This window comes from Sanguibacter gelidistatuariae, assembly GCF_900096585.1.
In the GTDB taxonomy this organism is placed as follows: Bacteria; Actinomycetota; Actinomycetes; order Actinomycetales; family Cellulomonadaceae; genus Sanguibacter; species Sanguibacter gelidistatuariae.
The window spans coordinates 168,114-182,733 of record NZ_FMYH01000007.1 but is presented as its reverse complement, the minus strand read 5'-3'; the positions used below and the strand labels follow the sequence as shown (position 1 = coordinate 182,733).

General features: G+C 68.4%; 9 protein-coding genes. All 9 read right to left on the bottom strand.

Annotation, left to right across the window (positions count from 1 at the left end):
* Positions 1–22: 22 nt before the first annotated feature.
* Complete coding sequence (locus tag BLQ50_RS15170; protein WP_093185414.1) at positions 23–1,141, bottom strand: magnesium and cobalt transport protein CorA; 1,119 nt, start codon at positions 1,139–1,141, stop codon at positions 23–25.
* An 85-nt stretch (positions 1,142–1,226) separates the two neighbouring features.
* A complete protein-coding gene (locus tag BLQ50_RS15165; protein WP_093185411.1) occupies positions 1,227–2,747 on the bottom strand; it encodes an alpha-N-arabinofuranosidase in 1,521 nt (506 codons plus the stop codon).
* 47 nt (positions 2,748–2,794) lie between these two features.
* Complete coding sequence (locus tag BLQ50_RS15160) at positions 2,795–5,212, bottom strand: glycoside hydrolase family 2 TIM barrel-domain containing protein (RefSeq protein WP_093185409.1); 2,418 nt, start codon at positions 5,210–5,212, stop codon at positions 2,795–2,797.
* 35 nt (positions 5,213–5,247) lie between these two features.
* Positions 5,248–6,681, bottom strand: coding sequence for a glycoside hydrolase family 30 protein (locus BLQ50_RS15155; RefSeq protein WP_093185406.1), 1,434 nt, complete (start codon positions 6,679–6,681; stop codon positions 5,248–5,250).
* A 35-nt stretch (positions 6,682–6,716) separates the two neighbouring features.
* Positions 6,717–9,221, bottom strand: a complete 2,505-nt coding sequence (locus BLQ50_RS15150; protein WP_093185404.1) for a beta-glucosidase — start codon at positions 9,219–9,221, stop codon at positions 6,717–6,719.
* Positions 9,222–9,291: 70 nt separating this feature from the next.
* Positions 9,292–10,155 carry an ABC transporter ATP-binding protein gene (locus tag BLQ50_RS15145; protein ID WP_093185401.1) on the bottom strand — a complete coding sequence of 288 codons (864 nt, stop codon included), beginning with the start codon at positions 10,153–10,155 and terminating at the stop codon, positions 9,292–9,294.
* Positions 10,152–11,960 carry a dipeptide/oligopeptide/nickel ABC transporter permease/ATP-binding protein gene (locus BLQ50_RS15140; protein ID WP_093185398.1) on the bottom strand — a complete coding sequence of 603 codons (1,809 nt, stop codon included), beginning with the start codon at positions 11,958–11,960 and terminating at the stop codon, positions 10,152–10,154. The genes BLQ50_RS15145 and BLQ50_RS15140 overlap by 4 nt, the downstream gene beginning before the upstream one ends.
* Positions 11,957–12,898: an ABC transporter permease gene (locus BLQ50_RS15135; RefSeq protein WP_093185395.1), complete on the bottom strand. Its 942-nt coding sequence runs from the start codon at positions 12,896–12,898 to the stop codon at positions 11,957–11,959. The genes BLQ50_RS15140 and BLQ50_RS15135 overlap by 4 nt, the downstream gene beginning before the upstream one ends.
* Before the next feature lie 55 nt (positions 12,899–12,953).
* A complete protein-coding gene (locus BLQ50_RS15130) occupies positions 12,954–14,471 on the bottom strand; it encodes an ABC transporter substrate-binding protein (RefSeq protein ID WP_175559151.1) in 1,518 nt (505 codons plus the stop codon).
* Positions 14,472–14,620 lie beyond the last annotated feature (149 nt).

The window sequence follows — 14,620 nt, the reverse complement described above, 5'->3', positions numbered from 1 at the left end:
TCGAGGCGCGGAGGTGCCGTTCCTACATCCACCGGCTCCGTTTGAAGATCACGTAGAGCAGTGCGGCGAAAGCGACCATCAGGGCGATCGCCATCGGATAGCCGAACGCCCAGTGCAGCTCGGGCATCACGTCGAAGTTCATCCCGTAGATGGCGGCTATCAGCGTAGGGGCGAAGAGGATCGCTGCCCACCCGGAGATCTTCTTCATGTCTTCGTTCTGGCGCTGAGCCACCAACGTGGAGTTCACGTTCAATATCTGGGAGAGCGCGTCGCGGAGCTCGGACGTCCGAGAAGCGGCTCGGGTGAGATGGTCGGAGACGTCGTCCAGGTACGTCCGGAGCTCGCCTGGAATCTCGTACTTGTCGAATCCCGCCCGCAGCGCGTCGAGGACGTCGGTCAACGACGAGACAGCATGCTGCATATCGATGACTTCCTGGCTGAGTCGGTAGATCCGCTCCGCAGCAGCCGCGTCTCCGCTGAAGACCTGCCTCTCGATCTGTTCCTTGTCGATAGCCAGCCCCTGCAGGACCGGACCATAACCGTCGACGATCGCGTCGAGGAGCCGGTAGACCACCGCCTCCGGCCCGAGCTTCAAGAGGCTCTCGTCCGCGAGCAACGTGCGTTCTCGTCGATCGACCGAAGCCTTCTGTTCATCGTCGAAGTCGCTCCCGTCGGTTCCGTCGATCCACCGCTTGTCCTGGCACAGGACAGCCACGGCGCCCGGGCGGACGAGGACATGGAACTCTGCGAACTCGACCTCCTCCGCCTCGTCGATGTATCGCGCCGAGCGCGCTACCAGGAAAAGGACGTCTCCGTAGCGCTCGAGCTTGGGACGCTGACCGGCATTCAGCAGGTCTTCGAGAAGAAGAGGGTGCAGATCCCAGGCATCGGCGAGCTCCGCGATTCCCGAGCGTGTGGGCGCCGGGTAGAAGAACATGGCCATCCGGTTCGCGTCGCCCTGGCAAAAGCGCAGCGCCTCGGCCACCGACGTCCCCTCCGGCTCGCGCGCGGGACGCCCGTCGGTGACATACCGGGTCAGGTGCGGTGTCTCGACGACGTGGGGCGGCTGCTCCGCAGGGACCTGTCGGTGGAAACGATCGGTGCGACGAGGTCCCGGTTGTCCCGGTCGTCGTTGAGACATCAGTGACCCTTCCCGCTTCTCCAGCCATCATCTGACGACCCATTCTCGCCCACCCCGGAAGCGGTGCCCCGCAGATGCCGGGAAGTCACGCAGTCCGGACCTGCACGACGTTCACGGACCCAGCCGGCAGGCGCACGACGTGGGAGAGCGTGTCGCCGGTCTGCAGACGTGTCGTCGACCGGCGGACCGCGTCGGGATGCTCGACCGAGTTGAACCGTGTCGGCTCGTCGGACCGGAGGGTCTCGATGGACTCGAGGCGTACGGGTGACGGGAAGGTCAGCTCGACCTCGACGTCGTCAGTCATGTGGACGTTCGTGAGGTTGACGAGGATGCCGTCCTGCGTCACCGAGGCGAAGGCGTGCGCACCGCTCACCGCATCGACGGGGTCGACGGTGAGCGCCATGGCGCCTCGGTGTGCCTTGTACATCATGAACACGTCGAAGTTGGGGGTGAGGATCGTCGACTCCCCCTCCGTGAGGATGAGCGAGTTGAGCACGTTGACCGTCTGGGCGTTGCACGCCATCGACACCTTGTCGCAGTTGCGCTGGAGGATGTCGAGGGTGAGCGCGGTCGTGATCGCATCACGCATGGTCACCTGCTGGTAGAGCGCTGGGCGGGCATAGAACGCGTCACGGTGCCAGTTGCCCCACTCCCCGACGATGAGGTCGACGTGGGCCAGCTTCGTGTCGAGGCTGGACTCTGGCTCAGGAACGAGCGCGAGCCCCTCCTGCATGAGCTGCCACTGTTCGTGGATGACCTTCTCGAGCTCGAGGCTCGACTGGATGACACGGTCCCAGCCTTCCTCGTCGAAGCGGGTCGGGGAGTCGTTCTCGTGGTCGATGTTCCAGTTGTAGAAGTGCAGGTCGTACCCGGAGATCGGCGGCTGACGGAAGGACGCGAGAGCCCGGAAGAAGTCACGTGTCCACGCAACCCGCTCGAGCGGCTTGTTGCCGTCCGGTCCGCTGGCGATGGGGTACGCCGCCGGGGCATCGAGCACGCTCGCGGTGAAGCGCGGGAGCGCAGCGGCGTAGCGCCGGTACTCGTCGAGATAGCTCGTCGGGGTCATCATGCCGCCGCCGGCCCAGGCCTCGTTGCCGATGCCCCACAGGCGCACGCCATAGGGGTCCGCGTGCCCGTTCTGGGCGCGGAGCGTCGAGAGGTCTGTCCCGGAGTCGCGGTTGCAGTACTCCATCCAGTCGCGCATCTCGGCGACGCTGCCGCTCATCATGTTGACGTTGATCCACGGCTCGGCGCCGATCGTCTCGCACAGTCGCAGGTACTCGTCGGTGCCGAACGCGTGATCGTCGAGCTCGCTCGTCCCGAACGTCTCGTTGTACGTCGTCGGCCGCTGGGCCGGGTCACCGATCCCGTCCCGCCAGCGATACGTGTCCGCGTAGCAGCCGCCGGGCCAGCGCAGCACGGGTGGCTGGAGCTCGACGAGCGCGTCCAGGACTCCCTGGCGCACACCTCCCGTGTGAGGGACCGTGGAGTCGGTACCCACCCAGATCCCGTCGTCGATGCACGAGCCGAGGAACTCGATGAACTGCCCGTGGAGGGCAGGATTGACGCGACCGATCGTCGCGGTGGGGTCGATGTGGAGTGACATTCCATGCCTTTCGTGGATGAGTTCTGGTTGTCTGTCGGACGCACTGCTCAGGGCCGCACGACCTCCAGCAGGACGACCGCCGCCCCCAGGCCCTCCGCGGTGACCGTCACCTCGATCAGTCCCTCGCCGGTGGGGCGCACGACCGCGAGCGCCCGTCCGTCGAACGTCGTGCGGGTCACAGCGTCAAACCGTTCGGTTGTCGTGGGGTTGCCGCTCCCGAGCCCGGCGAGCGTCCCGACGCCGGTGACGTCGACGGCCACGGTCACGTCGGCACCGGTCACGAGGATGCCTGCAGCGTCCCGCAGCTCGATCGCGACGTAGGCGAGGTCGGTGTCGCCGGCCCACAGGGTGGCACGGTCGGCGTTCACGACGAGCGCCGTCGGGCCTTGTGCCGACACGAGCGAGGCGCGACCGGTCTCGGCGCCTGCCCGGTAGGCGACCGCGGTGAGCTCACCGGGGCGGTACACGGTCTCGAAGGTCACGAGCATCGGCCGTGCGGCGCCGACGGGTCCCCGGGCCACCTCGGTCCCGTCGAGGAACAGAGCCACCTCGTCCGCGTCGGCCGCGACCTCGACCGTCACGGGCGCGCCCTCGTAGCCCGGCCACGTCCAGGACGACACGGAGTCGCTCCACGCCCAGGGGGACTGCATGGTCACCGTGTGGCCGTGGCGCTCGGGGCGGACGACGGCGATCGCGGGCTGGGTGCGCAGTCCGAAGACGATCTCGCGGTAGTAGGACATCGGCCGGCGCCAGCCGGTGATGTCGAGGTCCCCGCACCACGCCGTGAGGTAGGGGTACTCGCGTTCTAGGGAGGCCACGGCGTCGGGGTCTTCCAGGTACGCGGTGGCACCGATGCCGACCTCGCCGAGGTAGTCCCAGCCCGTCCAGGTGAAGTCGCCGATAACGTTCGGGTGAGCGAGGACCTTGGGCCACAGGCTGCCGATCTGCGACGGGAACGTCTCGGAGCCGACGAGCACGCGGTGCGGGAACAGCTCCGCGTCCTGCGCGTAGCGACCGTCGGCGTAGTTGAGACCGAGGACGTCCAGCACGGAGCTCGACTCGGCCGTGCGCCGTGTGACCGCCTCGGACGAACCGATGGCGCTCATGCCCTCGCCCATGTCGCTCATCATCTCGTTGAGCCCCTGGTCGGCCTCGAGGATCTCGGCGAGCTCGTCCATGACGGCCAGAGCTGCGTTGATCCCGTTGGTGATCGGGCGCGTGGGGTCGAGCCCACGGATGTGCTCGGCCATGTCCCGGGCCTGGGCGGCCCCGTGCGGGGTGCCGACCTCGACGATCTCGTTGCCGATCGAGTAGAGGATGACGCTGGGGTGGTTGTAGTCCTTGGCGACCATCGACTCCAGGTCGGCCGCCCACCACTGCGGGAAGTCGAGCGCGTAGTCGTACGGGGTCTTGCCGCGGGTCCACATGTCGAAGGCCTCGTCCATGACGAGCATGCCGAGCCGGTCGCATGCATCGAGCATCGACGGCGAGGCGGGGTTGTGGGCAGAGCGGATCGCGTTGAAGCCTGCCTCCTTGAGGAGTGTGATGCGGCGTTCCTCGGCGCGGGCGATCGACGCGGCACCGAGCGGTCCGTTGTCGCTGTGGATGCACGCACCACGAAGCAGCACGGCCTCCCCGTTGATCCGCAGCCCCTTGCGGGGATCGACGGTCACCGTGCGGACACCGAAGGTGGTCACCACGTCCTCGGCCGGGTGCCCGAGGCTGGTGCGTGCCGTGTAGAGCGACGGCGAGTCGACGCTCCACAGGGCGGCGTCCGCCACATAGAGACGGTGCCGGACGACGCCGGTCCGACCAGGGGCGAGGGTCAGCGGTGTGGCATCCCCTTCGACGCGTGCGCCGGTGGCGTCGGAGACGTCGGTCGTGACGGTGAGGGAGGCGGTCGTCAGCCCGCGGTTGGCGACGGTGGTGGCGACCTCGATGACGGCTTGGTCGTCCTCCACGCGGACGGTCGTGACACGCACCCCGTCCGGGACGACGTGCACGGGCTCGTCGACGTGCAGCACGACGGGTCGGTGGAGACCCGCACCGGAGTACCAGCGAGAGTCCTCCCCTGAGCGCGCCTCGATGCGCACCGTGTTCTCGGCGCCGAACCGCAGGTAGGGCGTGAGGTCCACGAAGAAGCGGGCGTAGCCGTCGGCGCGGTTGCCCGCGTACTCGTCGTTGAGGAACACCATCGCGTGGCGGTACGCGCCCTGCACCTCCAGGCGAACAATCTTGCCGGCCCAGCCCGCGGGGACGTCGAAGGTCTTGAGGTACGAGTACGCACCGGCCGGGTAGTACGCTCCACCGCCCTTCGAGGGCGCCGCAGGGTTCCGCTCGGCGTCGCGCAAGGCGTCGTGCGGCAGCCGCACGGGCGTGAGGTTGCTGCCCTCGCCGTTGGCCGCCGCGAACGGTCCCAGGGGGGCTCGGTAGGACCAGCTGTCGTTGAAGGACGTACCTGCCACGAGGTGTCTCCGATCGTCGATGGGGGTGCTGGTCGTCAGCGCTCGGCAGGTGCCGAGGGGAGGACGAGGGTGCTGAAGGAGTCGGCCGGCAAGGTGGGAGTGAAGACCTGCCCGTCGACGAGGATGCGGACGGCCCGGTCAGTGTGCGTGTCGTTCTGGATGACGACGACGACCGTGCCGTCCGGGTTACTGAACGCGACCTGGTTCTCGAATCCCGTGTAGCTCGACGTCGGGAGGGCGCGGGCGCCCGCCTGGAGGAAGTGGCTGACGTGCTTCATGAGGTAGTACTCGTGGTTGAACGTATACGTCGCCGCGGCTGTGTCGACCGTGACAAAGGAGTTCTGCGCCCAGCCCCACCGGCTGAGCCCGCCGCGCTCGAGCGCGATGTTCCAGTACATGTAGGCGCTGGCGCCGGTCGTGAGGAACTGCTTCATCAGGGTCCACGCGTAGCGGCAGTACCGCCAGTCGTTGAGTCCGTCTCCGCACTCCTGCTCGGTCTGGTAGATCGTCAGGTCCGGGTTGTCACGGTGCACGTACGGCAGGGCACGCTTGCCCGCCCACTGGATCCCGACGCCGCGTACGTGCCGGGCGGCTGCGGGATCGTCGAGGACGCGCTGGACGAGGCTGTCGTCGCCACGTTCCAGGGTCCCGAGGAAGACTGCCACTCCGCGCCGCTCCATCTCGGGTCCGAGGCGGGCGATGAACAGGGCGAGTCCCTCCGGCGTCCACGTGCAGCTCGGGAACACCTGAGGCGAGTTGAACTCGTTCTGGGGCATGACCATCTCGACCGGGATGCCCAGCTCGCGGTACGCGTCGACGAACCGGCCGAAGTACGCGGCGTACGCACTGAGGTACGGCTCCTCCCTGCGGAACATGTCCGTCCCCTCGCGCCCGACCTGATGAGGCTCCAGGCCGTTCTGGATATCTTGCATTCCGGGGATCGGCATCGCGCCGGCGTAGTGCCCGTTGGTCTTCATCCAGGTCGGCGGGCTCCATGGGGAGGCCCACAGGCGCAGGCTGGGCTGGCGCTCCTGGGCCGCACGGATGAACGGGACGAGCGTGTCGAGGTCGTTCTCGATCCCGAAGTGCTCAAGGCCGACGTCGCCGGCCACCTCGTCATAGGAGTACCAGTCCAGGGAGAAGTCGTTCGCCCCGATGGGCATGCGGCATAGCGTCAGGTTCGCACCGACCCCCGGCGAGAAGAGTTCGTCAAAGATCTCTGCGCGCTGCTCGGCGTCGAGCGCTTGCAGCGCGGTCCACCCGAGCTCGTTGAACGATGCCCCAAAACCCTCGATCGTCTGTGCGGGCGACCCGGTCTCGACGAAGATGTCCGGCATCGCCGTCATCGGTCCCGGCGTCGGGGCCTTCCGGGACTGCCAGGGGTCGGACTCGGTCGTCACGACCCACCGCGTGGGGACGGTGGGGGTGCCCGCCACGGCGGACGGGGTCTTGTGCTGGGCGATGCTCATGTGTCTCTCCTCTGTCGGTGCGGCAGCGTGCGGGACTACACGACGTGGTCGAGCGTGAGCGCCACGTCGGCGTGCAGGGGCAGGTCCGCGACGGACGTCCCCACCTCGACGCGGAACATGCCGGGCTCATAGCGCCACGCACCGTCCTGCCAGTGGGCGCCCGCGCGGGCCTGCACCGGAACCGACACCGACACGGTCTCGCCCGCTGCCGCGCGCACCGTCGTGTGCGCGACGAGCCAGCGCACCGGACGGTCGACGGCGGTCTCGGACCGCGAGAGGTACACCTGCACGACCTGCTTGCCGGCCCGGGCACCGGTGTTGGTCACCGACAGGTGGGCCGTGGGTCCGGACTCGGGGGTCAGCCCACCCTCGACCAAGAGGTCGGCGAGCTCCCACGTGGTGTACCCGAGCCCGTGGCCGAACGGGTAGGCAGGCTCGGTCCCAGCCTTGAGCCACGCGCGATAGCCGATGTGCACGCCTTCGTCGTATGCGACGACGCCGTCGACGGGGGTGACGTTCAGCACCGGGACATCGGCCAGCGTCTTCGGCCAGGTGGTGGGGAGGCGCCCGCCGGGCTCAGCCAGGCCGAGCAGGACGTCAGCCAGCGCGTTGCCCATCTCCTGCCCGCCGAAGTACGCCAGCACCACGGCCGCGACGTCCTCGCGCCAGGGCATCAGCACCGGCGAGCCCGAGTTCACGACGACGACCGTCGGGGTACCCGTGGCGATCACGGCCCGTACGAGCTCGTCCTGAAGGCCGGGGAGCGAGAGGTCCGTCCGGTCGAAGCCCTCCGACTCGACCTGCGAGTTCGTGCCGACGACGACGACGGCGACGTCGGCCGCCGAGGCAGCAGCGACGGCTTCCGAGAGGAGCGCGTCAGGCGAGCTGGTGTCCGGCTCAAGGCCCAGCGTGATGGAGAAGACGCCCGCGAGCGCCGAGTCGCGTGAGTCGAGGTCGAACTCGACGCGGACGTCGACAGGCTGGCCGTCGGTGACGGAGATCGGCGCCGAGACGGAAGGCGGGGAGAGGAAGCTCGCCCCGAGGTCCATGCCGACGGCCGCGGCACTGTCTTCGAGCACCAGCGCGCCGTCCACGACGATGCGCCCGTTCCCCACGGCGGAGAAGCCGAGGAGCACCTCACCCGTGACGTCGGGCGTCCACGTGAGCGAGAGCTCCACGGTGCTCGCGGAGGCGATCGGTGCATCTCCCCCGAAGTAGACGAGCGAGGTGGCCAACCGGTCCTCGCGGAACAGCTCCTCGCCGGCGGCGTCGAGGAAGCGCACGAGCATCCCGTTCTGCGCCGTCGCAGGATTCATCACCTGCGCGAGCTGCAGCTCGGCGATGCCCTGCTGGACCACGGCCCCGAGCGCGTAGGTCACGTCCACACCCGGCAGCGCGGATCGCAAGCCCTCGAGGGGGGTTACGACCGCCTCGGGGAGCACGGTGGCAGAGCCTCCACCCTGGGTCCGCGCCTGGCGGGCGTTGTGCCCGATGACCGCGACGCGGGTGAGTGCGGCCGGGTCCAGCGGCAGGATCCCGCCGTTGGCAAGCAGAACGGTGCCCTCGGTCGCGGCCTCGCGGGCAAACGCGATCCCGTCCATGGGCTCGGCGTCGGCGTGCCCTGCCGGCTCGAAGCCCTTGAGCGCCCCGACACGCGCCGCGAGCAGGAGCATCCGCAGCACCTTCTCGTCGACGGCTGACTCCGCAACGCTGCCGTCACGGACGGCCTCGACGAGGGCGTGCCCCCAGGGACCGTCCGGCCCCGGCATGACCAGGTCTTGGGCGGCGGCGGCGGACTCGACGCTGCGGACTCCAGTCCAGTCGCTGATGACGACGCCGTCGAAACCCCACTCGTCCTTCAGCGGGGTCCGCAAGAGCTCGTGCTCGGTCAGGGTGACACCGTTGACCGCGTTGTAGGACGACATCACGAGCCAGGCCCCCGCGTCGACGACCGGCTTCTCGAACGCGAGCAGGTAGAGCTCTCGCAGGGCTCGCTCGGAGACCGCGGTGCTCGCCGTGAAGCGGTCGGTCTCGTAGTCGTTGGCGATGTAGTGCTTGGGGGTCGCACCGACGCCCTTCTCCTGCACGCCCTCCACGTAGGCCGCGGCCAGGTCGGCGGTGAGCACCGGGTCCTCGCTGAATGCCTCGAAGTGGCGTCCGCCGAGCGGCGAGCGGTGCAGGTTGATGGTCGGTCCGAGGATGACGTCGACCCCCTTGCGGCGGGCCTCCTGCGCCGAGATGTTGCCGTACCTGCGCGCGATCGTGGTGTCCCATGACGAGGAGAGCGCTGACGCCGACGGCAGGTTGAGCGAGGGCGACCGCTCGTCCCACACCTCACCGCGCACCCCGGAGGGCCCGTCGGAGACGAGCAGCCGGCGGAGCCCGATCTTCTCCATGGGCCACGTGGTCCAGAAGTCGCACCCGGTGAGAAGGTGCACCTTCTCCTCGAGCGTCAGCTGGCCCAGCAGCTCGGTGAGCCGGGTCGAGGTGAGCGAGAGCTCGTCGGGCGTCGTCGGGCGGGGAGAGAGGTCCTCGGGCATGGTCAAGCCTTTCGGGAGCGGGAAGGAGATGTGTTCGATATCGGGGCAGTGGATCGCCGTTGGCGGTTTCTCAGGCGACTGCACCTGCCTGCTGGTCCTGCTCGGCCTGCACCGCCAGGAGGCGCTGGCGCTCGGCGCGCCGTCTCTCCTGAGCGACCGGGTCCGGGACGGGTGACGCCATCCACAGGCGCTGGGTGTACGGGTGCTCCGGGGCAGAGGTGACGTCCGCGGTCTCGCCGCGCTCGACGATCTCTCCCTGGTACATGACGGCCACCCGGTGGCTCACGTGCCGCACCACCTCGAGGTCGTGCGTGACAAAGAGGTACGCCACGCCGGTCCGCTCCTGGATCTCGACAAAGAGGTCCAGGACACGCGCCTGGGTCGACAGGTCCAGCGCGGACACGGGCTCGTCGCAGATGATCAGCCGGGGGTCCAGGGCGAGCGCCCGCGCGATCGCGACGCGCTGGCGCTGCCCACCGCTGAACTCCCGGGGGAGCCTGCGGACGGAGTCGGTCGGCAGGCGCACCTGCTCGAGCAGCTCCGCGACACGTGCCTGCGCGGCCTTGCGGCCCACGTCGCGGGCGGTGAGAGGCTCGGCGAGGATGTCGCCGATCGTCATCGACGGGTTGAGAGAGGTGTACGGGTCCTGGAACACGACCTGGATGTCGCTGCCCATACCCCGACGCTCGCGGGAGCTCATCGCGGTGAGCTCGCGCCCGTCGAACCGGATGGACCCGCCGGTGACCGGGGCGAGTCCGAGCACGGCCCGGCCGAGCGTCGTCTTCCCGGAACCAGACTCACCGACGAGGCCGACGCACTCACCAGGCCGGATGTCCAGGCTGACGCCCTTGAGCGCCCGGAACGGCTTCGTCCGGAAGCCCTTGCTCGGGTACTCCACGACGACGTCGCGTATCTGCAGGAGCGGCTCGGTCATGACGTGCTCACCTCTGTGTGGGGGGTCGTCGGTTGGTCCGGCGCCCGGTAGGGCTGCCGGGTGTTCTCCGGCGTGAGGATCGCGTCGAACAGCTGGGTCGTGTACGGGTGCTCGTGGTGGACGAAGATGTCCCGGGTCGACCCACGCTCGACGATGTCGCCCTCCCGCATGACCGCGACCCTGTCGCAGAGGTCTGCGACCACGCCGAAGTTGTGCGTGACGAGCAGGATCCCCATGTCGAAGTCGTCTTGGAGGCTACGCAGGAGGTCGAGGATGTCGGCCTGGACGGTGACGTCGAGCGCGGTCGTGGGCTCGTCCGCGACGAGCAGCTCCGGCTCGCAGCTGATGGCTCCGGCGATGAGCACACGCTGCGCCATCCCGCCGGACACCTCGTGCGGGTAGGCGCGGAACACGCGTTCCGGTTGGTTGATGCCCACCCGGCGGAGCAGCTCGACGGCCCGGGTGCGGGCCTGGGCCCGGCTCAGCCCGAGGTGGACCCGCATCGGCTCGACCAGCTGGGCGCCGATGGTGAACGACGGGTCGAGGTTGCTCATTGGTTCCTGCGGGACGTACGCGATCTCCTTGCCTCGGATCCTCGTCATGTCCCGCTCCGAGAGCCGGGCCAGGTCATGTCCCTTCCACAGCACGCGCCCCCCGAGGATGCCGCCACCCTCTGGGAGGAGCTTCATGATGGCGAAGGCGGACTGGGTCTTGCCCGACCCGGACTCGCCGATCAGCCCGACGACCTCGCCGCGGCGCACCTCGAGGTCGATGCCGTGGACGATCTCCTTGGTGGAGCCGTCCGGCATCGCGTACCCGACGCGGAGACCCTCGACACGCAGCAGCGTCCCGGCGTCGTCCGCCGCGTGATTCGTTGCCGACGCGGTCGCGTCGCCGGATGCGCCGTCGGGGGACGTTGGAGCGACCGCTCGACGCGGGCTCGAGGTGCTTTCCAACGCGTCCCGGAGCGAGTTGGCCACGAGGGTCAGTGCCAGGCACACGAGCGCGATCATCAGGCTTGGCCACAGGATGAGCAGGGGTTGCTGGTAGATGCGGGCGAACCCGTCGTTGAGCATGCTGCCCCACGTGGGGATCGACATGTCGCCGAGGCCGAGAAACTCCAGGCCTGCCTGGATCGCGATGGCCACGGACGCGATGAACCCGGCCTGGATGATGATGGGCGCTCGGACGACGCGCAGCACGTGACGGAAGATGATCCGCAGGTCGGACAGTCCGGCGACCCGCGCGGCGTCGACGTAGAGCTCGTTGCGGACGGACTGGACCGTCTGGCGCACGAGACGGAAGACCGAGGCCGACAGGAGGATGCCGAAGATGGCCATCGCCCACCACGCCGAGGTGCCGACGACGGACCGTGCCGCAAGCAGCACGACCATGCCGGGCAGTGCCATGAGGACGGCGGCAGCTCCAGACGACAAGGTGTCGAACCATCGCCCGAAATAGCCGGCGACCAGTCCGCTCAGACCACCGATGACGACGGCCACGCCAAGCGCGAGGGCGGCGCCGAGGAGACTGAAACGGCTGCCGTAGAGCAGCCGCGCGAAGACATCGCGACCTGCGCTGTCCCCGCCGAGGAGGTGGCCGTCGCCGGGGTCGGCGAGCACGTCTCCCAGCACGGCGACCGTGGGGTCGTGCTGGGTGAGCAGGGGCGCGAGCACGGCCGCCAGCACGACGACCACGAGGAAGACGAGCGAGACAAGACCGAGCGGGTCACGCAGCAGCCGCTTGGCGAGGGACGCGTCCGCGGACCGGGTGTCGGCCGGGAGCGTGGTAGTCAGGTCGCTCATGAGACACGCGCCTTCGGGTTGAGCCAGCCATGGGCGATGTCGATGAGCAGGTTGACGGCGATGACGATGACCGCCACCACCATGACGACGCCCATGATCACCGGGATGTCACCCTGGATGGTGCTGGAGACTGAGAGCGAGCCGAGGCCAGGGACCGCGAACATCTGCTCGATGATCACAGCGCCGCCGAGGAGGCCGACGAACTGCAGGGCGAGAACCGACAGCCCGGGGCCGGCCGCGTTGCGCAGCACGTGCTTGTAGACGACGCTGCGATGGGAGAGCCCGCGGCTGCGGAGCGTGCGGACGTAGTCCTGGCGCAGCGCGTCGATCATGGCGGACCGGACCTGTTGGGCGGTGCCGGCGATGCAGCCGATCGTGAGTGCCAGGACGGGCAGGGTGATCGAGGCCGCCCACTTGCCGATGGAGTCTTCGGGCCGGGTGTACCCGGTGGGCGCGAACCATCCGAGGTTGATGGCGAAGAGGGTCACCAGGCCGAGGGCGATGAGGTAGTTAGGGACAGCTGCACCCCCGAGAGAGACAAATTGGACCATGCGGTCGACCCATCCCCGCCGCACGGCCGCCCAGACACCAAGCACGGTGGCGACCACAGCCGAGATGAGCGTGGAGATCACGACGAGGGAGAGCGTGACCCCCAACCGGGAGCCGAGCACGTCGACCACGGGCGCCCCACCGAACCACGACGTGCCGAGGTCGCCGTGGAGGGCGCCCCCGAGCCAGTCGGCGTAGCGCGACAGGAGCGGATCGTTCAGGCCGAGCTGGGAGGCGCGGAGGGCGACGGCCTCCGCGGAGGCGTTGTCACCGAGCAGGCTGCGGGCGATGTCCGTGCCGGTCAGGTACAGAAGGATGAATGCCAGGGCACTGATGACCAGGAGCATGGCGATGCCGGTCAGCAGACGTCGGGCGAGGAAGGTGACCATGAGAGCTCCTCCGAGCGCTGAGGGGGCAGGCCTGCTGGCCTGCCCCCGTGCCGAGTCAGGCGGCGGGCTGGATGAGGTAGATGTACGGGACGACCATGTCGGCGGCCATCGTCACGTCGACCGTCGGCTTGCTGACGTAGATGTTGTCGACGAAGTAGAAGGGCGCGAACCACGCCTCCTCCACGATGTAGCGGTTGAGGTCCTCGGCTGCGGTGGCCGCCTCGTCCTCAGAGCCTGTCTGCATCGTCGTGAGAAGCTCCGTCACCTCGGGGACCGTCGTCGCGAAGGAGTTGAACAGTGCGTCAGGCGTGATGGCGAACGTCGCCGTCTGCCAGTCGCTTGCCGACGCGAGCCGGAACCAGGTGGCGGGGTACTTGGCGCCCATGATGTCCGAGATGAGGTTGGTGCCGACATCGGTGTAGGTCACCGTGATGCCGACGTCGGCCAGCTGCTGCTGGATCTGGGTCAGCAAGCTGCTGTCGAGTGCCGCGGCGCTGGGCATGCTCAGCTTGATGCCGTCGGAGTACCCGGCCGCTGCGAGCAGGTCGCGAGCCTTGTCCGGGTCGTAGACGTATGCGTCATCGAGGTCCTCGACGTAACCGTCCGTGGCGGGACCGAAGATCTGACTCGTCGCAGTGCCGTGGTCGAGGAGGATCGCGGAGAGGATGCCTTCCTTGTCGATCGCGTAGTTGATCGCCTGCCGGACCCGGACATCGGCCAGCTCCGGTGCGATGGCACCGTCGCGGTCGAGCAGCATCAGCCCTTCCCAGTCGAGCTGCGCGGTGTTGACGTCGTACCCGGCGGACTCCACCTGCGCGAGCGAGGAGAAGTTGCTGAACGAGGCCGCGTCCACCTGGCCGCCCTGCAGGGCGTTGAGCAGAGCGGACTGGTCGGCGTAGTAGTTCATGCTGAGGGAGTCGTAGAGCTCGAACGAGTTGTCCCAGTAGTCAGGGTTCTTGTCGAACTCGTACGTGGAGCCGACGACGGTCGACTTGGTGTCGAGGATGTACGGGCCGCTCCCCACGGGGTTGGTCGCGACGTCGGGGTTGTCCCACGAGTCGGGTGAGGACATGTAGCCGAGCGGCTGAGTGAGCCAGTTGAGCATCATCGGGTCCGGCTGGGACAGCGTGATCTGGACGTGCGTCGGGTCGACGGCCGTGACGGCGGAGACGAAGACGGCGTTGGACAGGTCGGGAGTGCTCGACGAGCGGAAGTGCTCGATGTTCGCCACGACCGCGTCAGCGTCGAGCGCGACACCGTCGGTGAAGGTGATGCCCTCGTTGAGCGTGAGGGTAAGGACCGTGCGGGTGTCGTCATAGGACCACTCGGACGCGACGCCGGGGACGATCTCGCCGGCTCCGTCCTGACGGAGAAGCGTGTCGAACACGGCCGTGAAGTACTGGGTCTGCTGCCCGGACGCGTAGCCCTGGACGTCGAACGAGATGGGGATGCCCGACTGGGCGAGGACGAGTGATGCTGTCCCTCCGCCACCCGAGCTGCCAGCGGCATCGTCGCTTCCGCCGCCGCACGCGGTGGCGAGGAGCAGCACACCGGCTACTCCGAACGCAGTCATGCTTCGTCGCATGGTCATCTCCTTTGATGTGGCCCCGGGGACCAGGGTGTCTTCGTGCCACGCAACCGGAGAACGGTTCTGAGCCATCGAGTTACTGTGACGTATCAGTGTGACGTATCAGCGATCGTACAGCGTGATGTTCGTCGCGA

What these genes read in the sequence shown, in the direction of transcription:
- BLQ50_RS15165 (WP_093185411.1), bottom strand. Translation starts at nt 2,747, where the DNA reads ATGTCACTCCACATCGACCCCACCGCGACGATCGGTCGCGTCAATCCT.
- BLQ50_RS15150 (WP_093185404.1), bottom strand. Translation starts at nt 9,221, where the DNA reads ATGCCCGAGGACCTCTCTCCCCGCCCGACGACGCCCGACGAGCTCTCG.
- BLQ50_RS15140 (WP_093185398.1), bottom strand. Translation starts at nt 11,960, where the DNA reads ATGAGCGACCTGACTACCACGCTCCCGGCCGACACCCGGTCCGCGGAC.
- BLQ50_RS15145 (WP_093185401.1), bottom strand. Translation starts at nt 10,155, where the DNA reads ATGACCGAGCCGCTCCTGCAGATACGCGACGTCGTCGTGGAGTACCCG.
- BLQ50_RS15155 (WP_093185406.1), bottom strand. Translation starts at nt 6,681, where the DNA reads ATGAGCATCGCCCAGCACAAGACCCCGTCCGCCGTGGCGGGCACCCCC.
- BLQ50_RS15130 (WP_175559151.1), bottom strand. Translation starts at nt 14,471, where the DNA reads ATGACTGCGTTCGGAGTAGCCGGTGTGCTGCTCCTCGCCACCGCGTGC.
- BLQ50_RS15170 (WP_093185414.1), bottom strand. Translation starts at nt 1,141, where the DNA reads ATGTCTCAACGACGACCGGGACAACCGGGACCTCGTCGCACCGATCGT.
- BLQ50_RS15135 (WP_093185395.1), bottom strand. Translation starts at nt 12,898, where the DNA reads ATGGTCACCTTCCTCGCCCGACGTCTGCTGACCGGCATCGCCATGCTC.